Origin of the sequence: Streptomyces sp. NBC_00775, assembly GCF_036347135.1 — a bacterium.
Taxonomy (GTDB): Bacteria; Actinomycetota; Actinomycetes; order Streptomycetales; family Streptomycetaceae; genus Streptomyces; species Streptomyces lutosisoli.
Genome location: NZ_CP108938.1, coordinates 4,650,973 through 4,675,886, shown reverse-complemented (window position 1 = coordinate 4,675,886; position 24,914 = coordinate 4,650,973). Strand labels below are relative to the sequence as shown.

Below are 24,914 nucleotides of genomic sequence, written 5' to 3'. Positions count from 1 at the left end.
GGGCACCCACGCGGCCAAGGTCCGGCCCCACCCGACCCGGACGGCACCACAGGCACCGCCGGCCCCACACCAGCGGGCGACCCGGACCTCGTACCCCTAACCGCAGCCGGACACGCTCACGTACGGTTGACGCATGACGAGCATCGGTGGTGCTGCATCTACTGGGATGGTCGACTGGAATCTCGCGGTGGCGACCGCGACCCGACTTGTGCGGCCGGGCCCCGAGGTGAGCCGTGACGAGGCCAGGTCCGTCGTCGCGGAACTGCGGCGGCACGCGAAGGCCTCGGAGGAGCACGTCCGGGGCTTTACTCGTATGGGCGACGACATCGTGCGCGACACCCCCGTACTCGTCGTCGACCGGCCAGGGTGGGTACGGGCCAACGTCGCCGGGTTCCGGGAGATCCTCAAGCCCCTCCTGGACAAGATGCAGGAGCGGCGCGGGAGTACCCCGGGTGGAGCCGTCCTGGGCGCCGTCGGCGGCAAGGTCACCGGCGTGGAGCTGGGCATGCTGCTGTCGTTCCTGTCGTCCAGGGTCCTCGGGCAGTACGAGACCTTCGCCCCCGCCGGCCGCGACCTGCCCGCAGGTGGCGCCTCTGATTCGCCGAGTGGCGGAGGCAGGCTCCTGCTGGTCGCGCCGAACATCGTGCACGTGGAGCGCGAACTCGACGTACAGCCCCACGACTTCCGCCTGTGGGTGTGTCTGCACGAGGAGACCCACCGCACCCAGTTCACGGCCGTGCCCTGGCTGCGCGACCACCTGGAGGGCGAAATCCAGTCTTTCTTGGGGGAGACCGAGGTCGACCCCATGACCGTTCTGGAGCGCATCAGGGAGGCCGCCCAGTCGCTCGCGGGCGGGCGCCCGGACACAGAGGAGGACGACGGCGGCCGTTCCCTCGTGGAAATCGTGCAGACGCCCGCCCAGCGCGAGATCCTCGGCCGGCTGACCGCTGTGATGTCCCTCCTGGAGGGGCACGCGGACTTCGTCATGGACGGAGTGGGCCCCGCCGTGGTCCCGTCCGTGGGCGAGATCCGCGAGAAATTCCAGCAACGCCGCGCCAAGGGGGCCTCCCGCCTCGACCTGGCGCTGCGCAAGCTACTCGGTTTGGACGCCAAACTGAAGCAGTACAGGGACGGCGAGAAGTTCGTGCGGGCGGTCGTCGACCAGGTCGGCATGGACGGGTTCAACCGTGTGTGGACCTCTCCGAACACGCTCCCGACCAAGACGGAGATCGCCAAACCGGCGGACTGGGTCGCGCGGGTGCACCGCAAGGCAGAGTCGTGAACCCTACGGGAAGGTCGTGAAACGAATCCGGCCGACGGCAGGCAAACGCCCCTCCAATCACCCGTCCGAGGGACCGTGGGGCATGGGTAGGCGTGCAATGCTCGGGGAACGGCCCGGTTCTGTCACCATCTACACACTCTGAGTGACCGACCATCCCGGGCTCACCCCCCGAAAACTTCATGAAGGGAACCGGACATGGGTCCCCATCCTGCGGTCGCGGCGATACGCCTGGCGGTTCGCCGCGTACTCCACGACATCCTCACCGAGCACACGCCCGTCCCCGACACCCGGCGCGCGCCCGGCATCGGTGCCGCGCGCCCGTACGCCCCCGACGCGGAGCGCGTGCCCGCACCCGGTACGCGTCGCACACCGACACCCACCCCCGCCCAGCCCCCGCACGGGCAACGGCCGACGCCGCTCGTGCTCGTCGCATGCTCCGGCGGCGCCGACTCCGTGGCGCTCGCCTCCGCCCTCGCCTTCGAAGCCCCCAAACTCGGCATCCGCGCCGGTGGCATCACCGTCGACCACGGTCTGCAGCCCGGCTCCGACCTGCGCGCCGACGAAGTCGTGCTGCGCCTCACCGAGCTGGGGCTGACCCCGGCCGAGTCCATCGCCGTCACCGTCGGCCGCGACGGCGGGCCCGAGGCCGCCGCCCGCGACGCCCGGTACGCCGCCCTGGACGCCGCCGCCGATCGCCTCGGCGCCACCGCGATCCTGCTGGGCCACACCCGCGACGACCAAGCCGAAACCGTCCTGCTGGGCCTCGCCCGCGGCTCCGGCATCCGCTCCCTGTCCGGAATGGCCGCGGTCTCGGGGGCCGACGGCCGTTACCGCCGCCCGTTCCTGCACCTGGACCGGCAGATCGCCCGCAAGGCCTGCATGGCCCAGTCGCTGCCCGTCTGGGACGACCCGCACAACGCCGACCCGGCCTACACCCGCTCCCGGCTGCGCCACGAGGGCCTGCCCGCCCTGGAGAAGGCGCTCGGCAAGGGTGTCGTCGAGGCACTCGCCCGTACGGCCCAGCTGTCCCGTGACGACGCCGACGCCCTCGACGCCTGGGCCAGCCAGGCCGAGGCCTCCGTACGCGACGCGGCCGGCCTCCTGGAATGCGCCAAGCTCTACGCCCTGCCGCCCGCCGTACGCCGCCGCATCCTGCGCCGCGCCGCCATCGAGGCGGGCGCCCCGGCCGGTTCGCTGTTCGCCCGCCACATCGAAGAAGTCGACCGGCTGATCACCGGATGGCGCGGCCAGGGGGCCATCAATCTCCCCGGCAAAGTCGTCGCTCAGCGGCAGGGTGGCAGACTGGTGATTCGGCAAGGCTGAAACCGGACCCTCCACCGGAACCGTTCACACGGATCTCCGGGACCCGTCACACGGGTCGCGGGCGGTCCGGGTGGCCGGTGGGACGGACGACCGAAAGTGATGCGGGTGGACGCGAAAGACATGGGCACCGACCTCAAGTCGGTGCTCATCACCAAGGAAGAGATCGACGCGAAGCTGGTTGAGCTGGCCGCGAAGATCGACGCGGAGTACGCGGGCAAGGACCTGCTGATCGTCGGTGTCCTCAAGGGCGCCGTGATGGTCATGGCGGACCTGGCGCGTGCGCTGTCCACCCCGGTCACCATGGACTGGATGGCCGTGTCCTCGTACGGCGCGGGCACGCAGTCCTCCGGTGTCGTGCGGATCCTCAAGGACCTCGACACCGACATCAAGGGCAAGCACGTCCTCATCGTCGAGGACATCATCGACTCCGGGCTGACCCTCTCCTGGCTGATCTCCAACCTCGGCTCCCGTGAGCCGGCCTCCCTCAAGGTGTGCACGCTGCTGCGCAAGCCCGAGGCGGCCAAGGTCGCGATCGACGTGGAGTGGGTCGGCTTCGACATCCCGAACGAGTTCGTCATCGGCTACGGCCTCGACTACGCGGAGAAGTACCGCAACCTCCCGTTCGTCGGTACGCTCGCGCCTCACGTCTACGGCGGCTGAACCCCCGCCCTTTCGAGGGCGGCTCAGTCCCGGTAAGACGTTCGGGAACCCCAGCGGGTTTCGGGCCGTTGGAGCATGCGTAGGCCGGATTGCCAGCAGTCCCCTGCGGCTTCGGGTGACAATGCTGGGGTACCGTCCGACGAACAGCCTTTATAAGTCTTTATCAAACTCACTATGGCAGGAGGGACGGGGCGGCACCGCTCCGTATGGATGGACGTGAAGCGATACTTCCGTGGGCCGGTCATGTGGATCGTGCTGGCCGTCCTTGCCGTGGTCGTGTTGATGCAGGTCGTCGGTTCGTCCGGCGGCTACAAGACGGTGGACACCGGCCAGGTCGTCCAGGCGATCAATGACAACAAGGTCGAGCAGGCCAAGATCACCACCGGCGACGAGCAGACCATCAAGGTCCAGCTCAAGGACGGCGAGAAGGTCGACGGCAGCTCAAAGATCCAGGCGAGCTACATCGGCGACCAGGGCGTGACCCTGGCCAACACACTGCAGAACAAGTACGAGAACAAGCAGATCCCGGACGGCTACACGGTCTCTCCGACGAAGCAGAACGCCTTCGTCGGGATCCTGCTGTCCCTGCTTCCCTTCGTCCTCATCGTCGTCGTCTTCCTGTTCCTGATGAATCAGATGCAGGGCGGCGGCTCCCGAGTCATGAACTTCGGGAAGTCCAAGGCGAAGCTCATCACCAAGGACACCCCGAAGACGACGTTCTCGGACGTCGCGGGTTCGGACGAGGCGGTCGAGGAGCTCCAGGAGATCAAGGAGTTCCTCCAGGAGCCGGCGAAGTTCCAGGCCGTCGGGGCGAAGATCCCCAAGGGCGTGCTCCTGTACGGGCCTCCTGGTACCGGTAAGACGCTCCTCGCGCGCGCTGTCGCGGGCGAGGCCGGCGTCCCCTTCTACTCGATCTCCGGTTCCGACTTCGTCGAGATGTTCGTCGGTGTCGGTGCCTCCCGAGTCCGTGACCTGTTCGAGCAGGCCAAGGCGAACGCTCCGGCGATCGTCTTCGTCGACGAGATCGACGCGGTCGGCCGCCACCGCGGCGCCGGCCTCGGCGGCGGTCACGACGAGCGCGAGCAGACGCTCAACCAGCTGCTCGTCGAGATGGACGGCTTCGACGTGAAGGGCGGCGTCATCCTGATCGCCGCCACGAACCGGCCCGACATCCTCGACCCGGCCCTCCTGCGGCCCGGCCGCTTCGACCGCCAGATCGCGGTCGACCGCCCGGACATGCAGGGCCGTCTGGAGATCCTCAAGGTTCACCAGAAGGGCAAGCCGGTCGCTCCGGACGTCGACCTGTCGGCGGTCGCGCGGCGCACGCCGGGCTTCACGGGCGCGGACCTGTCGAACGTGCTGAACGAGGCGGCGCTGCTCACCGCGCGCAGCAACGGGAAGCTGATCGACAACTCCATGCTGGACGAGGCGATCGACCGTGTGGTCGCGGGCCCGCAGAAGCGGACCCGGATCATGTCGGACAAGGAGAAGAAGATCACCGCGTACCACGAGGGCGGTCACGCCCTGGTCGCGGCGGCGTCTCCGAACTCCGACCCGGTCCACAAGATCACGATCCTGTCGCGCGGCCGTGCCCTCGGCTACACGATGGTCCTGCCGGACGAGGACAAGTACTCCACGACCCGCAACGAGATGCTCGACCAGCTGGCGTACATGCTGGGCGGGCGCGCGGCCGAGGAGCTCGTCTTCCACGACCCGACCACGGGCGCTGCGAACGACATCGAGAAGGCCACCGCAACGGCCCGCGCGATGGTCACGCAGTACGGCATGACCGAGCGTCTCGGCGCGATCAAGTTCGGCGGCGACAACACCGAGCCCTTCCTGGGCCGGGAGATGTCGCACCCGCGTGACTACTCGGAAGAGGTCGCCGCGCTCGTCGACGAAGAGGTCAAGAAGCTCATCGAGAACGCGCACAACGAGGCCTGGGAGATCCTGGTCGAGAACCGCGACGTCCTCGACGCGCTCGTGCTCCAGCTGCTGGAGAAGGAGACGCTGAACAAGGAGCAGATCGCCGAGGTCTTCGCTCCCATCGTCAAGCGCCCGGCCCGCCCCGCGTGGACCGGCTCCTCCCGGCGCACGCCGTCCACCCGCCCGCCGGTGCTCTCCCCCAAGGAGCTGTCACTGACGAACGGGGCGAACGGCTCGGCACCGGCCATCGCCACCGCGACGGAGTCCGTCCCGGTGACGGAGGCGGCTTCGGAGGACCGCACCGAGAGCTGACCCAGGCTCCCGGCGGCCCCACCAGGCCCGGAATGAATGCCGCACCCCCCAGGTTTTAGCCTGGGGGGTGCGGCATTTTCGTCTGCCCGCATGATGGGACGCGTCGACCGGCACGCGCAGGATCCACAGGAACGAGGACCAGATGACCGACCCCGTGACGCTGGACGGCGAGGGCCTGATCGGCGAGTTCGACGAGAAGCGCGCCGAGAACGCCGTACGAGAGCTTCTGATCGCGGTCGGCGAGGACCCGGACCGCGAGGGCCTCAGGGAGACGCCGGGGCGCGTGGCGCGGGCGTACAGGGAGATATTCGCGGGGCTGTGGCAGCAGCCGGAGGACGTCCTGACGACGACGTTCGACCTGGGGCACGACGAGATGGTCCTGGTGAAGGACATCGAGGTCTTCTCGACCTGTGAACACCATCTGGTGCCGTTCCGCGGGGTCGCGCACGTCGGCTACATCCCGGCCACCAGCGGCAAGATCACCGGTCTGTCCAAGCTGGCCCGGCTGGTGGACGTCTACGCCCGCCGCCCGCAGGTGCAGGAGCGGCTGACGACTCAGATCGCCGACTCCCTGATGGAGATCCTGGAACCGCGCGGCGTGATCGTGGTCGTGGAGTGCGAGCACATGTGCATGTCGATGCGCGGCATCCGCAAGCCCGGCGCGAAGACCATCACGTCGGCGGTGCGCGGCCAGCTGCGGGACGCGGCGACGCGCAACGAGGCGATGAGCCTCATCATGGCGCGCTAGCCTCCCGGGGGCCTCCCGTCCGACTTCTGCGAACCGCTCCGGGGCTATGCCACCGGAGCGGTTCCCGCGTTGTCGTCGTCGTCCTCCGGGAGCTTGCAGACGCGCTCCAGGAAGAAGGCGGCCGCTATGACGCCGATGCCGGCGAGGACGGAGAGGCCGGCGTAGATGGCCTGGTCGCGGCGGGCGGGGATGTCGAGGGATTCCAGCAGGAACGCGCCCGTGCCGCCGTACATACCGGCCACCAGGGCGGCCACCAGGGCGCTCGCCTGGCCGAAGACGACCGCGCGGGCCGCCATCAGGGGGTCGACGCCCTTGGCGCCGGGGCGGCGCTCGCGCTGGGCCTTGAGACGGGCGCGCAGCGAGAGCGCCGTCGCGAGGAGGACGACGGCGATCAGGGCCAGGACGATGGGGGCGGCGAGGGGGACCCGGGGGAGGGTGCCCACCGCGTTCCACAGGCGGGCGCCCGCCCAGGACAGCACACCGGCCACGACGAACACGGCGGCCAGCGTCCTGATGCGCAGCTCTTTCACTTTGCCCCTCTGCCCCTGATTGGTAAGCCGGTCTGGTCGTCTTGACCTTAACGACTACTCGGGCAGCCGGAGTTCCAGATCGGCGCGGGGCGTCACACCGTCTCGGGTGAGCGCCGCGAGGAGCTGGGCCACGGGGCCCCGGCCGGGGAACTGGGCCTCGGGTTCCACGTCGTGCCAGGGGGCGAGGACGAAGGCCCGTTCGTGGGCGCGCGGGTGAGGGAGGGTCAGTACCGGGTCGTCGGAGACGACATCGGCGTACGCCACGATGTCCACGTCGATCGTGCGCGGGCCCCAGCGCTCGTCCCGCACGCGGTGGAAGGCCTCCTCGACCGCGTGCGCCCGCTCCAGGAGCGAGGACGGGGGGAGGGTGGTCTTGAGGACCACGACCGCGTTGAAGTAGGTGGGCTGGCTGCCCGGTTCGACGCCCCAGGGCTCCGTCTCGTAGACGGGGGAGACCGCTTTGACGCGGACTCCGGGGGTGTCCTCCAGGGCGTCGATGGCGCCCTGGAGGGTCTCCAGGCGGTTGCCCAGGTTCGAGCCGAGGGAGATCACCGCGCGCTTCGGGTTCTGCAGGGTCGTGTCGGCGGCGTCCACCTGCTCCACCACGGAGGCGGGCACCGGCTGTACGGTCGGGTCGCTCTGACCCTTGGTGGAGAAGGCGGTCATACTCGGCTCCGGGTGATCGTGACGGTCACGTCGTCGAAGGGGACCGTGATCGGCGCGTCCGGTTTGTGGACGCAGACCTCGACCTCCTGGACGCCGTCGTGCTTCAGACACGCCTGGGCGATGCGCTCGGCGAGCGTCTCGATGAGGTCGACGGGCTCGCCCTCGACGACGGCCACGACCTCCTCCGCCACGACGCCGTAGTGCACGGTCTTCGCCAGGTCGTCGTCGGCCGCGGCCGGTCGGGTGTCCAGGCCCAGCGTCAGGTCCACGATGAAGGTCTGGCCCTCCTCGCGTTCCTTCTGGAAGACACCGTGGTGCCCGCGGGCCTTGAGGCCGCGCAGCGCGACACGATCCACGCGAATCACTCCTGCAATCGTCGGTATGGGCCGTCATGAACCGAGTGCGGTCGGCTCACCAGCCTCAAACGAATCTACCTGCGGGCACTGACAGCGCTCGCCCACGGGGGCGTGTGCCCGGGCGAAGGTCAGGAGGCTTCACCGGGCGTTTCCCCTGGGGAACACGGCGGCTCACGGGTTGGTAGCCGCGCCTACCCCGGGATTCGTGATTCCAACCACTTCTTGGTTCCTGTGAGTCGCCCACCCACTCAACCGGCGGTGTCGTCGTCCTCTTCCTCGCCGGATTCGGCGAGCACGGGGGAGGCGTGGTGCGACCAGAGCTTCCAGCCGTCGGCCGTGCGGCGGAACACATTCGTGGCGACGACCAGCTGGCCGACGAGCGGGCCGAGCTCGTCGCTGTCGTCGGGGGCGGGACCGCCACTGAGGATGTTCTCGGTGCAGGTCACCAGGGCGGTGTCGCCGGTGACGGAGACATGCACGTCGGTGAGGAAGAACTGGATGTACTCGGTGTTCGCCATGATCAGCGCGTACGAGCGCAGCACCTCGCCGCGGCCGTTGAGGACGGGCCAGCCGGGGTGGACGCAGGAGATCACCGCGCCCTCGCCCTCGATGTCGTCGTCGGCCGTGTCCAGCGGGGCGAGCCACAGCGAGGACAGCTCTTCGAAGTCGCCCCGTTCCATCGCCTCGTAGAAGGAGGTGTTGGCGAGTTCGACCTGTTCGACGTCGGTGCGGGGGGCGCTCACCGGGCTCCCTCTGCGGCCGGCGCCGCGGTGCTGCGGGCGCTCTCGACGGCCCGGGCGACCCGTACGGCGTCGGCGGTGGCCCGTACCTCGTGGACGCGGACAGCCCACGCGCCCTGGTGGGCGGCGAGCGCGGACACGGCGGCGGTGGCGGCGTCCCGCTCGCGCGCGGGCGGCGGGGCGCCCTCCGGGCCGGCCAGGACGCGGCCCAGGAACCGCTTGCGGGACGCGGCGACGAGCAGGGGGTAACCGAGTTCGCCCAGGCGGTCGAGGTGGGCGAGGAGTGCCAGGTCGTGCTCGGGGTCCTTCGAGAAGCCGAGGCCCGGGTCGACGACGATGCGGTCGGGGGCGATGCCGCCCGCCAGAACGGCCTCCACGCGTGCGTGCAGCTCGTTGAGGACTTCGGAGACGACGTTCTCGTACGTCCCCTTCACGTTGCCGCCCTGCAGGAAGCCGCGCCAGTGCATGACCACGAAGGGGGCGCCGGCCGCCGCGACGGCGGGGATCATCGCGGGGTCGGCGAGGCCGCCGCTGACGTCGTTGACGAGGGAGGCGCCGGCGGCGAGGGACTGCTCGGCGACGGAGGCGCGCATGGTGTCCACGGAGACGGTGACGCCCTCGGAGGCGAGGCCGCGGACGACCGGGATGACGCGCTTGAGCTCTTCGGCCTCGTCGACGCGGGTGGCGCCGGGGCGGGTGGATTCGCCGCCGACGTCCACGAGGTCGGCGCCCTCGGTGACCAGGCCCAGGCCGTGCTTGACCGCGGCGGTCGTGTCGAACCAGCGGCCGCCGTCGGAGAAGGAATCGGGGGTGACGTTGACGACCCCCATGACCGCGCAGCGGTCCCATGTCGGCAGTCCCGCGACTCGGCCGCGCCCGCGCTCGTTGCTCATACGTCCAGCCTAGGCCTCCGGCGGGGGGCCGAATCGCCTGCGGGTTGTCTCTGGCTGGGGTCCTTTGGCCGCTTCGCGGCCTGTTTGCCCATCCACCCACCCGAATCGGCCGGTCGAGCGGCCCCCTCGAAGGCAAGTCGCTCGCTACGACCGCAGCAAGAGGGAGCCGCTCGCCCGGCCGCTAAGCCGCCCTTATGCCGTGCTCCGACACCGTGTGCGCGCACGCGCGTGGAGCCGGTCGGCGGTGGCGCAGCAGGCGGGGGAGGGCGAGGTTGACGAAGCCCTCTGCCTGCATGGCGGCGAAGCCGATGCGCGGGAGGTCGCGGGAGGAGCCGTAGACGACGAAGCGGGGCTCCCAGCGCGGGCGGAACTTGGCGTTGAACTTGTACAGGGACTCGATCTGGAACCAGCGGGACAGGAAGACCAGCAGGCCCCGCCAGGCGCGCAGCACGGGCCCCGCGCCGATCTTCTCGCCACGGGCGAGCGCCGAGCGGAACATCGCGAAGTTGAGCGAGATCTGCTTGATGCCGAGGCGGGGGGATGCCTGGAGTGCCGCCACGATGAGGAGTTCGTTCATGCCGGGGTCGGCCGACCGGTCGCGGCGCATAAGGTCGAGCGACACGCCGTCCGTGCCCCACGGGACGAAGTGCAGAACAGCCTTGAGGTCGCCGTACGGGCCGGGCTGGTCGTCCGCCTTGTGGGCGGTGGCGATCAGGCAGTCCCCGTCGGACGGGTCGCCGATGCGGCCGAGAGCCATGGAGAAGCCGCGCTCGGTGTCCGTGCCGCGCCAGCTCTCCGCGGCGCGCCGTATGCGGTCCAGCTCCCCCTCACTGAGGTCGCGGATGCGCCGTACGCGTGTTTCGTAACCAGCCCTTTCGATGCGTTTCACCATCTGGCGCACATTTCGCATCGCGCGCCCGGCCAGGGAGAAATCCGCGACATCCACCACCGCCTCGTCGCCCAGTTCGAGGGCGTCCAGGCCGGTCTCGCGGGTCCACACCTCACCGCCGGTCTCGGAGCAGCCCATGACGGCGGGCGTCCAGGAGTGCGCCTTGGCCTCGTCCATGAAGCGCTCGATCGCACCGGGCCAGGCCTCGACGTCGCCGATGGGGTCGCCGCTGGCGAGCATCACCCCGGAGACGACGCGGTAGGTGACGGCCGCCTTGCCGCTGGGCGAGAAGACGACGGCCTTGTCGCGGCGGAGCGCGAAGTGGCCGAGCGAGTCGCGGCCGCCGTGCTTCTCCAGGAGGGCCCGCAGCCGGGTCTCGTCGTCCTCCGTGAGGCGTGCGGCCGGGTGTTCGGGGCGGAAGGCCAGGTAGATCGTGGTGACGGCGGTCAGCCAGCCGAGTGCGCCGAGCGAGAAGGCGACCGTCCAGGACGTGGGTCCCGCGTAGTCCACCGGCCCCTCGAAGCCGAACAGGCCGTACAGGACGTGGGTAATGCGGTCGGCCAGGCTCGGGTCGCCGACCATGCGGTTCTCGTGGACGCTGACGATGATGAGTCCGAGAGCGAGGGAACCGGCGCCCATGAGCACGAAGTTGGCGAGCGCGCGCCAGCGGCTGCGCGGATCGGGCAGGGCCGCGAATTCGTCGCGGTGGCGCAGCAGTGGCGCGAGCAGCGCCGCGGAGATGATGACACCGATAACCGAGTGGCGGTACGCGAACTGCGCGACCGCTCCGGCCGGCAGCAGGACGACGGCTGCCCGCCACGCCCGCCGCTTGCGGCGGCGCAGCCCGTGAGCCAGGAGCAGCAGAAGCACGCCGGCGCTGAGCGACAGCGCGGCGGCGAACGGGCCGAGCGCGCCGGGCAGTACCTCGGCGATGGCGTGCATGCGGCTGCGCCGGAAGCGTGGGAAGACACCGGCGGCGATGTCCAGGACTCCTACGAGCGTGCAGGCCCTGGCGACCAGGGCGGGGACGGCCTCGGGGCGCGGACCGCGGAGTATCTGCCGCGACCGGCCTGATCGACTCGGAACCTCGCCCGACATTTCCCCATCTATCCTGACAGACATCGCATCCCGTAGTTCTGCGAGAGACCTTGAATCCGGTGCCATTCCGGCATCCGGCGACATTGCGCCCTCTAGGACGGTGTCTTGGGGAGACAGGTTCACTCCCCACAGGAAAGCCGTTTCAAAAGGCAAGGAAAGTCCGGGGCAAGTGCTCGCGAAGGAGCGGCGCGGCCGGGGACAGGAAGCGCAGGCAGGAACAGCTCATGGGTCTCACGAGCAACAAGGTGATGGTGCTGGCGGCCTTACTCGCCGTGCTGCTGTTCGTCGGCACGGTGTGGTGGTGGCCACGGCTGGCACGGCGCAACTGGCGGGCCGTCAGCGGACGGGTCGGCCTGCTGCTGGCCACCCAGGTGGCGGTCTTCGCCTCGATCGGACTCTCCGCCAACCAGGCATTCGGGTTCTACGCCAGCTGGGCGGACCTCTTCGGCCAGGAGAGCGGCCAGGGCGTCGTCGTCGACCACAACGGCGCGGGCGGCCCGGCCGGCGGCCCCCTCCAAGTGGTCGACACCCAGGACGTGAACGTCTCGGGCGGTTCCCGGCCGCAGATCGGCGGTCAGATCCAGAAGGTCGACATCGTCGGCCGTACGACGCACATCGCGACCCCGGCGTACGTCTATCTGCCCCCGGAGTACTTCCAGTCGCGCTACCGCACCCGCACCTTCCCGGCCGCCACCGTCCTGACCGGCTACCCGGGCACCGCCCAGGCGCTCATCAAGGGGCTGCACTACCCCCAGACGGCCCACGAGATGGCCAAGAACGGCAAGATGCAGCCGATGATCCTCGTCATGCTGCGGCCGACCGTCGCACCCCCGCGGGACACCGAGTGCGTGGACATCCCCGGCGGCCCGCAGACCGAGTCGTTCTTCGCCAAGGACCTCCCCGACGCCGTATCGGCCCACTACAGGGTGGGCAAAAAGCCCGGCAGCTGGGGCATCATCGGCGACTCCACGGGCGGCTACTGCGCGCTGAAGCTCGCCATCCACCACCCCGAGGTGTACGCCGCCGGTGCGGGCCTGTCGCCGTACTACAAGGCACCGATCGACCCCACGACGGGCGACCTCTTCCAGGGGGACAAGCGGCTGCAGGACAGCGCCGACCTGCGCTGGTACCTCAAGAACAAGCCCGCGCCCGACACCTCACTGCTCGTCAGCAGCAGCAAGATCGGCGAGGCCAACTACAAGGCCACGCTCGGTTTCATAGACCTCGTGAAGTCCAAGCAGCTCACCCGGATCTCGTCGATCATCCTCGACAGCGGCGGCCACAACTTCAACACCTGGCGACGGGAGATCCCGGCGACGCTGCAGTGGATGAGCGGACGGCTGAGCGACCGCTGACGGTTACTCGGACCGGGCTTCGGAGGAAACGCTTCGGCGACCGCCGACCTGTGCCGTTCGCGGGAAGGGGGCCATCGACGGGGTCGCCGAATACGCGGCGACGTTCGCGGAATTCCTCAATGTGAAGGACAACGGCGCGAACGCGAAGGCGGTCGCCTCCAGTGATGTCGGCACCACCGTCGCCGCGCTTTGCCGAGAAGCACAACCTCAAGACCTTTCCGATCTCGGCAATTCGGGCCTCAAGGTCACGATCGCGACGGGCGACGAATGCGATACGCGGCCCTTCTGCGCACCCGGTCTGAAGAAGACGTACGGAATCGACATCTCCGGAATCGACCCCGAGGGCGTCGGTACGACATGGGCCAAACAGGCGGCGAGGAACGGCGTGGACCAGGTGGTGCTGACGATCACCAGCACGGATGATCTTGTGGAACTCAACCGGAAGGCCGACGCCGAGCGCCAGAAGGAGGCGGATGTCGCGAAGGGCTATCCGCGAACGATGGGCTTGGTCAAGTAGGGCAAATTGATCGGGCGGTGCGGCTTGTGAGGGCGCGGGGTCGTGCGAAGGCTGCGGGGTGGCTGTGTTTTTACCGGGCGGGGCACCAAGATTCGCCTACGCGCGGTAAGTTTCTGGCCATGCCACGTGGACGTCACCGCCATTCCCCGCCCTTGCACAGGCTGCTGCCTCCTTCGGCGATCGCAGGCGTCTCGCTCGTCTGCGCCGTGGGGCCCTGGCTGTTCACGGAGCCGCTGGTGCTCCGTGGGCTGGCCGCGGGTGCCGCGGTGACGGCGGTCGTCGGTGCGGTCGTCATGCGCCGCTGGGACACGGCGGCCGGTAAACGCGTCGCGGACCTCACGCGCGCGAGGGCGAGCGACGAGTGGCGTCACGAGGAGCGCGTCGCCGAGCTGGAGACCGACCTCGACGAGTCGCGCGAGCTGCGGGTCAAGCTGGAGCACAAGCTGCGCGCGAAGCGTACGGAGCTGGCGGGCCTGCGCAACGAACACGCGGCGCTGCTTCGGCGGTACGCCACGGCGGAGACGGAGCGGGCGAGCGCCCTGGAGGTGCGCCGGCAGCTCGCGATAGAGGCCTCGTCCCCGCCTCCTGCGCTGCCCGCCGCGCGGACGGCGCCCACGGAGCCGGAGCCTCCGGAGGCGGTGGCTGCTCCGGAGGCGGCAGAGGCGGCAGAGGCGGCCGAGGTGACCGAGGTTTCCACGGCCTCCGAGGTTTCCACGGCCTCCGAGTCCTCCACGGCCTCTGAGTCGTCCGTGGCGACCGAAGTTCCGGTGTCCGCTGAGGTCTTCTCCCCGGCCGGGTCCTCGCTCTTTCTGCGGGCCAACGCGGCGCTGAACCGGATCGCGAGCGGTGGTCCGGCGACGGACGGCGCGGAGGGTGCTGAGGGCGCGGGAGACGCGGGAGACGCGGGGGGCTCCGCACCGACCGAGTTGGTGAGGTCCGAGTCGTTGAAGTCCGACTCGGTGCGGGGTGAGCCCGCGAGCGGCGAGTCAGTGAACGTCGAGCCTCCGAAGGGCGGTTCGTCCGAGACGGGTCCGTCCTCGGATGCCGTGGCGGAGGAGGGTGAGGCGCAGGGGAAGCCCGAGGCGGTCGACGGGCATGAGCGCGCGGCCGCCGAGCCGAAGCCGTCCCAGCCCTCCCTGCCGTCCCAGTCTTCCCTGCCGTCCCAGCCCTCGAAGGCGCTCCAGGCCGCGAAGCCCGCCAAGCCCTCCGGGCACTTCACCGTGCCGACCGCCGTGGCTGTCGTACCGGCCACGCCTGTGCGGCGACCCTCGGTCGAGGGCGGTTTCGACTTCTTCGGTACGCAGAAGGAGTCGTCCGCCGCCGCCCTGGAGGCAGTCCAGAACGAGGACCTCGCGGACGTCGTCGGCCAAGAGGCGCTCGCCCTGCACAAGGCCGAGGCCGAGGCCGGGTTCAAGCCCGTGGACGAGGGGTCCCGCGGCGTCGGCCAGGTCATCGATCTGACGGCGCACGACGAGACGGAACAGATCGACATGGCGGGACTGCGGAGCGCGGCTTCCTGAAACCGCGCGTTTCCTGCATACGCGCGCATACGCGTACATAGGTCGTGTACATACGTGAGGGCAGTGGCGCCATGCCACTGCCCTCACGCCATCCATCGATCCGGCCGAGCCTCCCGCCGCCCGGTACGCGACCGGTCGGCCTGTGCCTGAAGAAGCGCCGCCGCCTCTTCGGCGTCCCGCAGTCGCGCCGTCACCGTCTTGTTGGCCCCCGTGTCGACGTGGACGTCGGCAACCCCCTTGAAGCGTTCCCATGGCCCCTGCGTCAGCCGTACGCTCTGGACTTTCGCGTGCGGCACGAGGGAGAGGCTGCGGCGCAGCAGTCCGTGGCGCGCCGCGAAGACGGTGTCGGTGACGGCGAGCCCGTACCCCCGCCACCAGAACGGCATGCACCAGCCGGCCCGTCGCGGCGGCCGGTTCAAGGACGACGGCGACGGCACCGTCACCCCTGGCAGCACCCCGGCGATCACCGACTCGGCGACCTCGCGCGGAGCGACGGGTACGAGCACGGAGTTCGACGACCCGGCCACGTCCAGCTCGACGCGCACCCATCCGCGCCGCCGCCACAGCAGAGGTTCGACGATCCGTACGGTCTGCACGCGCCCGGGCGGCACCGTCTCATGCGTACGGTCGAGGAGCCCGTGGTCGATGCGGAGCCCGTCCGGCGATTCGCCCACCGTCCAGTCGTACTCGCCGAGGAACCGCCCCACACTGCTCGCGCCCGCCGCGCCGAGCAGCGGAACGCCGGTTGCGAGGACCGTCAACACGCTGTGGGTGGCGAACCACAGCAGTGGCGGTACGACGAGCGCGGCGGCCAGCGAGCCCCAGGTGGCGCCGGTGAGCACCAGGGAAACGGCCAGCACGCGCGCGGGGACGTGCAGCAGCTGCCGTACCGGCGCCTCGCCGACCTCGTGCGCCGTCTCCGGTGCGAAACCGGCCGCGCGGGCCAGGAGTTCGGCGCGCAGCGCGCGGGCCTCCCCCTCACCCAAGTACGCCAGTTCGTCCTTCTTGTCCGTCCCGATGACGTCGAGTTTCAGCTTGGTGACGCCCGCGACGCGGGCCAGCAGCGGCTGGGTGACGTCGACGGCCTGGAGCCGGTCGAGCCGGATGTGCGCGGTGCGGCGGAAGAACAGGCCGGTGCGGATGCGCAGTTCGGTGTCGGTCACCGCGAAGTGTGTGAACCACCAGCTCAGAAAGCCGTAGAGGGCGGCACCGGGGACGAACACGGCGAGCCCGATGAGCAGCGCGGTGGTCGTGAGCCTGGTCAGCTGCTCCTGTGCCTGGTTGGGGTCGTGCACGGCCCATCCGGCGATCACGGCGACGGGCGCCCAGGCACGCCGGAACGGGGTCACGGGGTGCAGCCGCCGTTCGACCAGGGCTTTCTCCTCCCGTACGGCGGCCGCGGCATCCTCGGCGCCCGGTGCGGCCGTCGTGGCGGACGGACCGTGCGGCTCGGGCGGCGTCGTACCCGAAGAGCCCGGGGGAGCCGTGCTCACAGCCCCGCCGATCGTGCCTCGCCCAGCTCGGTCAGCCGATCCCGCAGCCGCTCGGCCTCGGCCGGGTCGAGGCCCGGGATGCACGCGTCGGTCGCCGCGGCCGCCGTGTGCAGCTGCACGCTCGCGAGCCCGAAGTGCCGCTCGACGGGCCCGGAGGTCACCTCGACCAGCTGCATCCGCCCGTACGGCACCACGGTCTCCTCGCGCCACAGCACTCCCCGGCTGATCAGCAGGTCGTCCGCGCGCTCGGCGTACCGCCAGGAGCGCCAGTTGCGCCCCAGCATGTGCAGGCCCCAGACCATCAGGGCGAGCGGCAGCAGGGCGAAGGCCGCCCAGGCGGGGCCGGCGAGCAGCCCGAGCAGCAGCCCCACGATGATCGTCAGCAGCCCCAGCCACACCACCAGCAACAGCCGCCGCATCCGCAGCAGCCCCGGGGGCAGTCCGGTCCAGACCGGCTCCGCCGCCGTGTTTCCGGTGCTTTCCATGCTCCCCGTCTCCATATGGCAAGCGTACGTACGAGACACTGTCCCCATGACTCCTACGACGGAGACCATGGTCGGTATCGGCGGCGCCGCGGAGAGCACCGACATGGTGCTCAACATCGGGCCCCAGCACCCGTCCACACACGGCGTGCTGCGGCTGCGGCTCGTGCTCGACGGCGAGCGGATCCAGCACGCGGAGCCGGTCATCGGCTATATGCACCGCGGCGCGGAGAAGCTCTTCGAGGCGCGCGACTACCGCCAGATCATCATGCTCGCCAACCGCCATGACTGGCTGTCGGCCTTCTCGAACGAGCTGGGCGTGGTCCTCGCCGTGGAGCGGATGCTCGGCATGGAGGTCCCCGAGCGCGCGGTGTGGATGCGCACGCTGCTCGCGGAGCTCAACCGCGTCCTGAACCACCTGATGTTCCTGGGCTCGTACCCCCTGGAGCTGGGCGGGATCACCCCGATCTTCTACGCCTTCACGGAGCGCGAGGAACTCCAGCACGTCATGGAGGAGATCTCCGGCGGGCGCATGCACTACATGTTCAACCGGGTCGGCGGCCTCAAGGAGGACCTTCCCGCCGGATGGACCTCACGCGCGCGTGCCTCCGTCGCGGCCCTGCGCTCGCGGCTGGGCGTGTACGACGACCTGGTGCTCGGCAACGAGATCTTCAGGGGGCGCACGCGGGGCGTGGGGGCGCTCGCGCCGGAGACCGTGCACGCCTACGGCGTGAGCGGGCCGATCGCGCGCGCCTCCGGCGTCGACTTCGACCTGCGCCGCGACGAGCCGTACCTCGCCTACGGAGAGCTCCAGGACACCCTCAAGGTCGTCACCCGCCAGGAGGGCGACTGCCTGGCCCGCTTCGAGTGCCTCCTGGAGCAGACCCACAACTCGCTCGATCTCGCGGACGCCTGCCTCGACCGGCTCGCCGAGCTGCCGCCCGGGCCGATCAACCAGCGCCTCCCCAAGGTCCTGAAGGCGCCTGAGGGCCACACATACGCCTGGACCGAGAACCCTCTCGGCATCAACGGCTACTACCTGGTCAGCAGGGGCGAGAAGACCCCGTACCGGCTGAAGCTGCGCTCGGCCTCGTTCAACAACATCCAGGCGCTCACCGAACTGCTGCCGGGCACGCTGGTCGCGGACATGGTGGCGATCCTGGGGTCACTGTTCTTCGTGGTCGGCGACATCGACAAGTAGCGCTCTCCGTAGAGGGGCGTTTTCGTCCGCCGGGCCGTCGTGGAGCGGGTCCGGAAATCCAACGGGCTGGAGCAGCCAGCCGAAGTCGCCGAGGCCGCCGGGCGCGGTGAGCTCCGCGGCGGCGCCGGCGCTCGCGAGGGCGCGGACGTAGGCGGTGGGGTCCGTCGAGGCGAGCGCGAGCGGGGGGCGTGCGCCGCTCACGCCGAGCGAGCGCAACGCGGCGCGCTGCGTCATCACGTGTCCCCCGGGCAGCGCGCACGCGTCCAGTGCGACGTGCGCGGTGATGTCGCACGACCCGTCCGGCACCGGCACCGTCTCCCGCCCCTCCCGGAAGCCGGTGAGCGTACCGAAGGGCGGTCGGCCGGCGGCGAAGTGCGCGTAGTCGACGGCGACGGCGAGACCCCGGTCGAGGGTGGACACGGCGGAGGCCCAGGCGGTGTCCCGGGGGAGCCCGATCTCGGCGCGGGCTCCCGCGGAGGGCGCGTGTGCCTCTTCGGGGAGCGTGGGCGTTTCATCGGAGGGCGCGCGGCCTCCCTCACGCAATGCGCGGGCGCCTTCGGGGTGGGTGCGCGCCCCATCGGACGGCGCGCGCGCTCCTTGCGGCAGCGTGCCCGCCGACGGCGCACCGGCCAGCGGCCACCAGCGCCGCAGCCACTCGGCGTCCGTCCCCTCGACGGGATCCCCGAGGCGTTCGGTTCCGTCCTCCGCTCGTACGAGAACCAGCCGCACCACCCCGTCCGCGTCCACCTCGGCGACATCCACCGGCACGTTGTCCAGCCACTCGTTGGCGAACAGCAGCCCGGTGATCCCCTCAGGAGGGTCGGCGAGCCATTCGATCCGGTGATCAAGGCCGGCGGGGCGGTCGGCGCGTTCGACGGCGTACCCGCGCGCGCGGGAGGCCACTTCGGCGGGGAGCGCGGCGAGTACGCCGGTCACCAGCTCGCCGCGGCCCGCCGCCATGTCGACGAAGGCGAGCGGGGCGGGGTGGCCGAGCGCCTCGTCGACGCGGCACAGCAGCCGGGCCACGGCCTGCGCGAAGAGGGGCGAGGCGTGCACCGAGGTCCTGAAGTGGCCCGCGGGCCCCTCGGGCCTGCGGTAGAAGCCGGAGGGCCCGTACAGCGCCTCTTCGGTCGCCTCGCGCCAGCCCCGCCACTCGTCCGTCGCCTCACGTCTCACCGGGCCAGGCTAAGCGTCAGGGAGAGGGGGGCCTCCACCTTGGGGAGTACGAGCGCCGGTCGCGGATCGATCCTCCGGTTGACCCCTGCACACTGCACGCTTCCCTACCCTGGGTTAGGTGCAGCGCCTCTATGACTTTCTCCGCAGGCACCCGACGTGGGTCGACAGCTTCTGGGCCGTCGTCCTGCTCGGGATCTCCGGCGTGAGCCTCACCAATCTCAACGGCGCCGCGGATCAGCAAGCGTCGCTTGCCGCGGCGCTTCCGATCGCCGTCGTGCTGAGTGCGGTCGTCGCGCTGCGCCGCCTCATGCCCGAGAAGATGCTGGTCCTGGCCGCAGTGGCGGGCTTCGCACAGGTGGTCCTGGATGTTCCGCCGGCGCCCGCCGACTTCGCGATGATGGTGATCATCTATACCGTCGCCGCGGACGGCGACCGCTGGGCATCGCGCATGGGGCTGATCGGCGGCCTCTGCGCGGCGACCGTTGGGCAGCTCCGCTGGCCCGTGAGGGATCAGGGCCCGCTCGGCGCCGTCCTGATCGTGGTCTTCCAGACGGTGCCCTTCGCGCTCGCCTGGGTGCTCGGCGACTCCATCCGCACCCGTCGCGCCTATCTCGCCCAGCTGGAGGAGCGCGCCGCCCGTCTGGAGAAGGAGCGCGAGGCGCAGGCCAAGGTCGCGGTCGCCGCCGAGCGCGCCCGGATCGCGCGCGAGCTGCACGACGTCGTCGCGCACAACGTCTCGGTGATGGTGGTCCAGGCCGACGGCGCCGCCTACGTCATGGACGCCGCCCCCGACCAGGCCAAGAAGGCCCTGGAGACCATCTCCGGAACCGGCCGCCAGGCCCTCGCCGAGATGCGCCGCCTGCTCGGCGTCCTGCGCACCGGCGAGCACCAGGAGAGCGGCGAGTACGTGCCGCAGCCCGACGTCGAGCAGCTCGACGACCTCATCGAGCAGTGCCGCACCTCGGGCCTCCCCGTCGACTTCAAGGTGGAGGGGACCCCGCGCCCCCTCCCCAGCGGCGTAGAACTCACGGCGTACCGGATCGTGCAGGAGGCGCTCACCAACACGCGCAAGCACGGGGGAGCGAACGCCGGCGCGAGCGTGCGCCTGGTCTACTTCGACGACGGCCTCGGACTGCTCGTCGAGGACGACGGCAAGGGCGCGCCCCACGAGCTGTACGAGGAGGGGGGCGTCGACGGGCAGGGCCACGGCCTGATCGGCATGCGGGAGCGCGTCGGCATGGTCGGCGGCACTCTGGACGCGGGGCCGCGGCCCGGTGGAGGCTTCCGCATCAGTGCCCTGCTCCCGCTCAAGCCCGCCCACTGACACCTGTAACGACAACTTTTGATCACTTTTAACCCCTTTTGACCTTGAGAGAGACGGAAGAGGACCCCGATGGCGATCCGAGTCATGCTGGTCGACGACCAGGTGCTGCTGCGCACCGGTTTCCGGATGGTGCTCGACGCCCAGCCGGACATGGAGGTCGTGGCCGAGGCGGGCGACGGCGTCGAGGCCCTTCAGGTGCTGCGCGCCACCGCGGTCGACGTGGTGCTGATGGACGTACGCATGCCGAAGCTGGACGGCGTGGAGACCACGCGCCGCATCTGCTCGGAACCGAACCCCCCGAAGGTGCTGATCCTGACCACCTTCGACCTCGACGAGTACGCCTTCTCCGGGCTGAAGGCGGGCGCCTCCGGCTTCATGCTCAAGGACGTGCCGCCCGGCGAGCTGCTCACCGCCATCCGCTCCGTGCACAGCGGTGACGCCGTGGTCGCGCCCTCCACCACCCGGCGCCTGCTGGACCGTTTCGCACCGATGCTGCCCAATGCCGGCAAGGAGCCCCGGCATCAGGGGCTGGAGCGGCTCACCGACCGTGAGCGCGAGGTCATGGTGCTGGTCGCGCAGGGGCTGTCGAACGGGGAGATCGCGGCGCGCCTCGTCCTGTCCGAGGCGACCGTGAAGACCCACGTCGGGCGCATCCTGACCAAGCTGGGACTGCGGGACCGGGTGCAGGTGGTCGTGCTCGCGTACGAGACCGGGCTGGTCCGGGCGGGCGGGCACGGCTGACCAAGAGTGGGAGCGGAAGCGGGCGCGTGGGCGGCGCGCGCGGGCGCATAGGGCGCATGAGGTTGCGTAGGGGCGCGCGGAGTGTGCGGGGCGTGCAGGGTTGTGCGGGGGCGTGACCGTGGCGTAACCGGCGCCCACTAGGGTCTGCGCATGCTCCTGTGGATCAACGGCCCCTTCGGGGGTGGCAAGACACAGACCGCACACGAGATCCAGCGAAGGCTGCCCGGCAGCGTCGTCTGCGACCCGGAACACGCCGGCTTCGGCCTGCGCCGCATGCTGCCGCCCGAACTGCGCGGAGACTTCCAGGACTTGACGTCCTGGCGGCAGGGCGTGGTCGAGGTGCTCGACCTCGCCCTCAGCAAGCACGACGGCGTGGTCATCGCCCCCATGACGGTCACTAATCCCCGCTACTTCGAGGAGACCGTCGGGCGGCTGAGCGAACTGGGCCACGACGTACGGCACTTCGCACTCCTCGCCGAACGCGAGACCGTACTGAAGCGGCTGCGCGAGCGTGGCTTCGGACACCTCATGCAGTACGTCGCCGGCAAGGACGCCCCACTGCGGCGCGAGAGCTGGGCGGTGCAGCAACTCGACCACTGCCTGGACCGGCTGCGCGAGCCGGAGTTCGCCGAGCACCTGTGGACCGACCACACGACGGTCGCCAAGACCGCGGACCGGATCGCCGTACTGGCGGGGCTGACGCTCACGCCGAACCGGGACGGGCTGGTGCGAGGGCGGCTGCGGAGGGCGTGGACGAGCGCACGGCACATCCGGTTCGACTGACGGGCGCGTGCGTGTGGAGAAGCGCTGGGCCGGCAGGACCTAGCGCAGGATGCCCTCAAGGAAGTCGCTGCCCAGCCGGGCAACCACAGTGACGTCCAGCTGGTGCAGCACATACCGCCCGCGGCGCCTGGTGGTGATCAGGCCCGCCTTCTTGAGCACGCTCAGATGCCGGGATATCTCAGGAGCCGTCATCCCGTGCGTCTGCGCCAGCTCACCCGTGGTGTACGCGCTGCGGGCCAGATGGCGGCAGATGCGCATCCGGACCGGGTGGGACAGCGCGGCCATCCGCAGGGTCAGCTGCTCGACGGAGGGCGGGGCGGCGAGCTCGGGGGAGCCGAGCGGGTAGTGCAACACAGGCTGCCAGCCGGGTCGGTGCAGCACCATCAGGTGCGGCCAGCCGAGGCTGGTGGGGACGAGGAGCAGGCCGCCGTCCGCCGTGAAGGTGTGGCCGTCGGTGAGCTTGTCGATCGTGAGCCGCCCGGCCGTCTCGTCCAGCGACACCGCGGCGGACACCGAGGTCAGCGCCTCGGTCAGGCTCTTGTGCCGGAGCAGATCCGTCTTGTGGCGGGCCTCCGCGGCGAGCTGGTGGCGCAGCCGGGACCAGGAGTCGGCGAAGAAGGCCTCGTCGCAGTCCTCCAGGAACTGCCGCAGCCAGGCCCGCACGCTCGGCGGATCCTCCAGCAGCCGCTCGGTGAACCGCGTCTGCTGCGGCCCGCGCGAGGCGGCCAGGTCCACGGCACGCCGGCGCACCTCAGGGTCGGAGAGCGCACCGGGTTCGGGCGAGCCGTACGCCAGCGCGCACGTGAACTCCAGGGCCGCGTCCACGAACTGCTCGTCGGTGAGCTTGTCCAGCAGATCCAGGTCCTCGGCGAGCGTCGCGCCCGGCAGTGTGGTCCCGCCCGGGATCCCCGCGCAGGCCAGGAACAGGTCCGAGAACGTCGTACGCCACAGGAAGTCCGCCTCGCACATCCGGTCCGCGAGATGCGGGTCGAGCCGGGCGGTCACCCCGGTCGCCCAGCCCTGCAGTCCGGGGTGGTGCCCGGGCTCGGCCAGAGCGTGCAGTGCCATTCCGAGCTCGGCCAGCGGCGACGGCACGACGACGATGCGCTCCCGTCGCAGCCCGGTGATGTCGATGTGCACGCTCATGACCCCATGGTGCACCCCGCCACTGACAACGCCGCCGCCGATTGACGTCGGCCGTCAATCGGGGCGACAGGCGCCGTGAGCAGGCGCAATCTGGGATGACCAACTACCGGGGCAGTCCGCGCGGGGCCTTCGGACCTCATCCCTCGTCCCTGGAGGCGATTCGCCATGAGCATCACCCAGCAGTACCTCCTCGACAGCTACCGGGCCCGGCAGCACGGCGAGCCCGTGCCTCCGGCACCCGGCAGCCACGACTGGCAGGTCGCGCGCGAGCTGCGCGACTACCGGCAGTTCCGTGCGGTCGTGGCGGGGCGCCCGGCCCATGGGCGGATACGGGAGGCCCTGGGCCGGTGGCTGCACGGGCGGCGGCACGCGAGCTGCTGAGCGGCGCCGCGCGGGCCGCCGGCCCGACCGACTCGGCCGGGGCCGGGCCAACCCGACCCGGGCCTTCCGGGGCGGAGCCGTCAGCGGGGCAGCCGCGCCACGAAGTCCGCGACGGCTGCCCTGACGTCGTCGGCCGTCCACTCCAGCCCCTCGGACCGTACCGAGACCTCAGTGACGGTCAGGCCCGGCCCGCGTGGGTCCCAGAAGCCGGAGAACAGGTAGGTCTTCGTCTCCTCGGCCTGCTGCACCGCAGCGTCCTCCAGGACCTCGGCGTCGTACGGAAGCCAGACCTGGAACTCGTGGGTGTGCGGCTCCTCGGGGTGGACGCGGGCCCAGGGCAGCCCGGCCGCCGCGAACCCTTCGCGCAGCGCCGCGGCGACCACGCGCGCGTGGGCCGCGTACGCAGGCAGCCGGGGCAGCTCACGCTCCAGTCCGGCCAGCGCCGACAGCACCGTCGGGAACTGGGTGGCGACCATGCCCCCGTACCGATGGCGCCAGGTCTTCGCCTCGTCGACGAGCGTCTTGGGGCCGGCGAGTGCGGCGCCGCTGTATCCGTCCAGCGACTTGTAGAACGACACGTAGACGCTGTCCGCGAGGCCGGCGATCTCGTCCAGGGGACGGCCGAAGTGCGGGGTGCAGTCCCACAGGCGTGCCCCGTCGAAGTGGACCACCGCGTCGCGTTCCCGGGCGGCTGCCACGACCTCGGAAAGCTCCTCCCAGGAGGGCAGGACGAAACCGGCGTCCCTCAAGGGCAGTTCGAGCATCAGCGCCCCGAAGGGCTCCTCGAAGTCCCGGACCTCGTCGGCGGTCGGCAGCCGGGGCTCATTCGTCACACGGACCGGGCGCAGCCCGCTGACCGTGCTGAGTGCGTTGCGTTCGTGCACCTCGGGGTGGCTCAGACCGTGCAGGGCGACGGTCGTGTTGCCGGTGCGGCCCGCCCAGCAGCGCAGTGCCACCTGCTGGGCCATCGTGCCGGTGGGGAAGAAGGCGGCGGCCTCCATGCCCAGCAGCCCGGCGACCCGCTCCTCCAGGGCCCCCACTATCCGGTTCCCGTACACGTCCACGGGTTCGTCCAGGTCGTACAGGCTCGCCGCCTCGTCCAGGTCCGCCAGCCGCTCCCGGATCGTGGCCCTGTACCCGGGGCGCGACAGGATGCGCTGAGCGCCCCGGTAGGCGGCCGTCCGCCGCTCCCGCCGCTGCTCGGCCGAGGGCGCCTCGCCCAGCCCTTCGCCCAGCTCTTCGCCCTGCTCCGCGGAGGGTGCCCCGGTCCGCTCTTCGTGCTGCTCCGCCGTATCGCTCATCCCCGGATCATCCCTTGAGACGGGCTGCTCGGGCACCCGCATTTCCGTGCCCTCGCGCCCCCGCGGAAACC

The 24,914-nt window shown here is 70.7% G+C and carries 23 protein-coding genes and 1 pseudogene; 13 read left to right on the top strand and 11 right to left on the bottom strand.

The genetic code is table 11. The features are described from left to right. Positions 1-133: 133 nt before the first annotated feature. The 5 genes from OIC96_RS20835 (at position 134) to folE (ending at position 6,251) form a co-directional block, all read left to right on the top strand. Positions 134-1,282 (top strand): zinc-dependent metalloprotease, encoded by a 1,149-nt coding sequence (locus OIC96_RS20835; RefSeq protein WP_330306399.1) that lies wholly within the window; start codon positions 134-136, stop codon positions 1,280-1,282. Positions 1,283-1,477: 195 nt separating this feature from the next. Further along, positions 1,478-2,605, top strand: a complete 1,128-nt coding sequence (gene tilS / locus OIC96_RS20830; RefSeq protein WP_330306400.1) for a tRNA lysidine(34) synthetase TilS — start codon at positions 1,478-1,480, stop codon at positions 2,603-2,605. Positions 2,606-2,704: 99 nt separating this feature from the next. Beyond that, on the top strand, positions 2,705-3,265 hold the full coding sequence (hpt, locus tag OIC96_RS20825; protein ID WP_327430604.1) for a hypoxanthine phosphoribosyltransferase: 561 nt from the start codon (positions 2,705-2,707) through the stop codon (positions 3,263-3,265). Between the two features lie 210 nt (positions 3,266-3,475). Continuing rightward, a complete protein-coding gene (gene ftsH / locus OIC96_RS20820; protein ID WP_330306401.1) occupies positions 3,476-5,503 on the top strand; it encodes an ATP-dependent zinc metalloprotease FtsH in 2,028 nt (675 codons plus the stop codon). A gap of 142 nt (positions 5,504-5,645) precedes the next feature. Next, positions 5,646-6,251 carry a GTP cyclohydrolase I FolE gene (gene folE / locus OIC96_RS20815; protein ID WP_330306402.1) on the top strand — a complete coding sequence of 202 codons (606 nt, stop codon included), beginning with the start codon at positions 5,646-5,648 and terminating at the stop codon, positions 6,249-6,251. 44 nt (positions 6,252-6,295) lie between these two features. On the opposite strand, the gene OIC96_RS20810 is transcribed toward folE, so the two are convergent. The 6 genes from OIC96_RS20810 to OIC96_RS20785 all read right to left on the bottom strand — a co-directional run bounded on the left by OIC96_RS20810 (position 6,296) and on the right by OIC96_RS20785 (position 11,423). Further along, positions 6,296-6,781: a DUF3180 domain-containing protein gene (locus OIC96_RS20810; RefSeq protein ID WP_330306403.1), complete on the bottom strand. Its 486-nt coding sequence runs from the start codon at positions 6,779-6,781 to the stop codon at positions 6,296-6,298. 54 nt (positions 6,782-6,835) lie between these two features. After that, a complete protein-coding gene (folK, locus tag OIC96_RS20805) occupies positions 6,836-7,447 on the bottom strand; it encodes a 2-amino-4-hydroxy-6-hydroxymethyldihydropteridine diphosphokinase (protein ID WP_330306404.1) in 612 nt (203 codons plus the stop codon). Then, the gene (gene folB, locus OIC96_RS20800; RefSeq protein WP_189188543.1) at positions 7,444-7,803 is read right to left on the bottom strand and encodes a dihydroneopterin aldolase; all 360 of its coding nucleotides are present in this window, start codon (positions 7,801-7,803) and stop codon (positions 7,444-7,446) included. The genes folK and folB overlap by 4 nt, the downstream gene beginning before the upstream one ends. Before the next feature lie 248 nt (positions 7,804-8,051). Continuing rightward, positions 8,052-8,546: a nuclear transport factor 2 family protein gene (locus OIC96_RS20795; protein WP_330306405.1), complete on the bottom strand. Its 495-nt coding sequence runs from the start codon at positions 8,544-8,546 to the stop codon at positions 8,052-8,054. Then, positions 8,543-9,436 carry a dihydropteroate synthase gene (gene folP, locus OIC96_RS20790; RefSeq protein WP_330306406.1) on the bottom strand — a complete coding sequence of 298 codons (894 nt, stop codon included), beginning with the start codon at positions 9,434-9,436 and terminating at the stop codon, positions 8,543-8,545. Before folP ends, OIC96_RS20795 begins: the two co-directional genes overlap by 4 nt. Positions 9,437-9,617: 181 nt before the next feature. Beyond that, positions 9,618-11,423, bottom strand: a complete 1,806-nt coding sequence (locus OIC96_RS20785) for a phosphatidylglycerol lysyltransferase domain-containing protein (protein ID WP_330306407.1) — start codon at positions 11,421-11,423, stop codon at positions 9,618-9,620. Positions 11,424-11,647: 224 nt separating this feature from the next. Here OIC96_RS20785 and OIC96_RS20780 point away from each other — a divergent pair, with 224 nt between their 5' ends. The 3 genes and pseudogenes from OIC96_RS20780 (at position 11,648) to OIC96_RS20770 (ending at position 14,815) form a co-directional block, all read left to right on the top strand. Then, positions 11,648-12,778 (top strand): alpha/beta hydrolase, encoded by a 1,131-nt coding sequence (locus OIC96_RS20780; RefSeq protein ID WP_330306408.1) that lies wholly within the window; start codon positions 11,648-11,650, stop codon positions 12,776-12,778. Positions 12,779-12,842: 64 nt separating this feature from the next. Continuing rightward, positions 12,843-13,295: pseudogene (locus OIC96_RS20775) on the top strand (amino acid ABC transporter substrate-binding protein); the annotation flags it as partial. A 119-nt stretch (positions 13,296-13,414) separates the two neighbouring features. After that, on the top strand, positions 13,415-14,815 hold the full coding sequence (locus OIC96_RS20770; RefSeq protein ID WP_330306409.1) for a hypothetical protein: 1,401 nt from the start codon (positions 13,415-13,417) through the stop codon (positions 14,813-14,815). 83 nt (positions 14,816-14,898) lie between these two features. Here the strand turns inward: OIC96_RS20770 and OIC96_RS20765 are convergent, their stop codons facing one another. Further along, a complete protein-coding gene (locus OIC96_RS20765; protein ID WP_330310226.1) occupies positions 14,899-16,188 on the bottom strand; it encodes a PH domain-containing protein in 1,290 nt (429 codons plus the stop codon). 116 nt (positions 16,189-16,304) lie between these two features. Further along, entirely contained in the window at positions 16,305-16,808 is a 504-nt protein-coding gene (locus OIC96_RS20760; RefSeq protein WP_330306410.1) for a PH domain-containing protein, read from the bottom strand. Positions 16,809-16,839: 31 nt separating this feature from the next. On the opposite strand from OIC96_RS20760, the gene OIC96_RS20755 reads away from it, so the two are divergent. Continuing rightward, positions 16,840-17,991, top strand: a complete 1,152-nt coding sequence (locus OIC96_RS20755) for an NADH-quinone oxidoreductase subunit D (RefSeq protein ID WP_330306411.1) — start codon at positions 16,840-16,842, stop codon at positions 17,989-17,991. On the opposite strand, the gene OIC96_RS20750 is transcribed toward OIC96_RS20755, so the two are convergent. Next, a complete protein-coding gene (locus OIC96_RS20750) occupies positions 17,956-19,167 on the bottom strand; it encodes an SAM-dependent methyltransferase (protein WP_330306412.1) in 1,212 nt (403 codons plus the stop codon). The genes OIC96_RS20755 and OIC96_RS20750 overlap by 36 nt on opposite strands. 118 nt (positions 19,168-19,285) lie before the next feature. Here OIC96_RS20750 and OIC96_RS20745 point away from each other — a divergent pair, with 118 nt between their 5' ends. The 3 genes from OIC96_RS20745 to OIC96_RS20735 all read left to right on the top strand — a co-directional run bounded on the left by OIC96_RS20745 (position 19,286) and on the right by OIC96_RS20735 (position 22,015). Next, positions 19,286-20,491 carry a sensor histidine kinase gene (locus OIC96_RS20745; RefSeq protein WP_330306413.1) on the top strand — a complete coding sequence of 402 codons (1,206 nt, stop codon included), beginning with the start codon at positions 19,286-19,288 and terminating at the stop codon, positions 20,489-20,491. Positions 20,492-20,560: 69 nt separating this feature from the next. Beyond that, complete coding sequence (locus OIC96_RS20740; protein ID WP_330306414.1) at positions 20,561-21,232, top strand: response regulator transcription factor; 672 nt, start codon at positions 20,561-20,563, stop codon at positions 21,230-21,232. Positions 21,233-21,382: 150 nt separating this feature from the next. Continuing rightward, a complete protein-coding gene (locus OIC96_RS20735) occupies positions 21,383-22,015 on the top strand; it encodes an AAA family ATPase (RefSeq protein WP_330306415.1) in 633 nt (210 codons plus the stop codon). A 39-nt stretch (positions 22,016-22,054) separates the two neighbouring features. Here OIC96_RS20735 and OIC96_RS20730 read toward each other — a convergent pair whose 3' ends face one another. After that, positions 22,055-23,161, bottom strand: a complete 1,107-nt coding sequence (locus OIC96_RS20730) for a DUF5937 family protein (protein ID WP_330306416.1) — start codon at positions 23,159-23,161, stop codon at positions 22,055-22,057. 165 nt (positions 23,162-23,326) lie between these two features. Between OIC96_RS20730 and OIC96_RS20725 the strand changes: the two genes are divergently transcribed. Beyond that, on the top strand, positions 23,327-23,542 hold the full coding sequence (locus OIC96_RS20725; protein WP_330306417.1) for a hypothetical protein: 216 nt from the start codon (positions 23,327-23,329) through the stop codon (positions 23,540-23,542). Positions 23,543-23,622: 80 nt separating this feature from the next. On the opposite strand, the gene OIC96_RS20720 is transcribed toward OIC96_RS20725, so the two are convergent. Next, positions 23,623-24,843 (bottom strand): threonine aldolase family protein, encoded by a 1,221-nt coding sequence (locus tag OIC96_RS20720; protein WP_330306418.1) that lies wholly within the window; start codon positions 24,841-24,843, stop codon positions 23,623-23,625. Positions 24,844-24,914: the final 71 nt, after the last annotated feature.

Bases quoted from the DNA above. Each gene is read 5' to 3' on its own strand.
- OIC96_RS20835 (WP_330306399.1), top strand. From the start codon at position 134: ATGACGAGCATCGGTGGTGCTGCATCTACTGGGATGGTCGACTGGAAT.
- tilS (WP_330306400.1), top strand. From the start codon at position 1,478: ATGGGTCCCCATCCTGCGGTCGCGGCGATACGCCTGGCGGTTCGCCGC.
- hpt (WP_327430604.1), top strand. From the start codon at position 2,705: ATGCGGGTGGACGCGAAAGACATGGGCACCGACCTCAAGTCGGTGCTC.
- ftsH (WP_330306401.1), top strand. From the start codon at position 3,476: ATGGACGTGAAGCGATACTTCCGTGGGCCGGTCATGTGGATCGTGCTG.
- folE (WP_330306402.1), top strand. From the start codon at position 5,646: ATGACCGACCCCGTGACGCTGGACGGCGAGGGCCTGATCGGCGAGTTC.
- folK (WP_330306404.1), bottom strand. From the start codon at position 7,447: ATGACCGCCTTCTCCACCAAGGGTCAGAGCGACCCGACCGTACAGCCG.
- folP (WP_330306406.1), bottom strand. From the start codon at position 9,436: ATGAGCAACGAGCGCGGGCGCGGCCGAGTCGCGGGACTGCCGACATGG.
- OIC96_RS20785 (WP_330306407.1), bottom strand. From the start codon at position 11,423: ATGTCGGGCGAGGTTCCGAGTCGATCAGGCCGGTCGCGGCAGATACTC.
- OIC96_RS20780 (WP_330306408.1), top strand. From the start codon at position 11,648: ATGGGTCTCACGAGCAACAAGGTGATGGTGCTGGCGGCCTTACTCGCC.
- OIC96_RS20770 (WP_330306409.1), top strand. From the start codon at position 13,415: ATGCCACGTGGACGTCACCGCCATTCCCCGCCCTTGCACAGGCTGCTG.
- OIC96_RS20760 (WP_330306410.1), bottom strand. From the start codon at position 16,808: ATGGAGACGGGGAGCATGGAAAGCACCGGAAACACGGCGGCGGAGCCG.
- OIC96_RS20755 (WP_330306411.1), top strand. From the start codon at position 16,840: ATGACTCCTACGACGGAGACCATGGTCGGTATCGGCGGCGCCGCGGAG.
- OIC96_RS20740 (WP_330306414.1), top strand. From the start codon at position 20,561: ATGGCGATCCGAGTCATGCTGGTCGACGACCAGGTGCTGCTGCGCACC.
- OIC96_RS20735 (WP_330306415.1), top strand. From the start codon at position 21,383: ATGCTCCTGTGGATCAACGGCCCCTTCGGGGGTGGCAAGACACAGACC.
- OIC96_RS20730 (WP_330306416.1), bottom strand. From the start codon at position 23,161: ATGAGCGTGCACATCGACATCACCGGGCTGCGACGGGAGCGCATCGTC.
- OIC96_RS20725 (WP_330306417.1), top strand. From the start codon at position 23,327: ATGAGCATCACCCAGCAGTACCTCCTCGACAGCTACCGGGCCCGGCAG.
- OIC96_RS20720 (WP_330306418.1), bottom strand. From the start codon at position 24,843: ATGAGCGATACGGCGGAGCAGCACGAAGAGCGGACCGGGGCACCCTCC.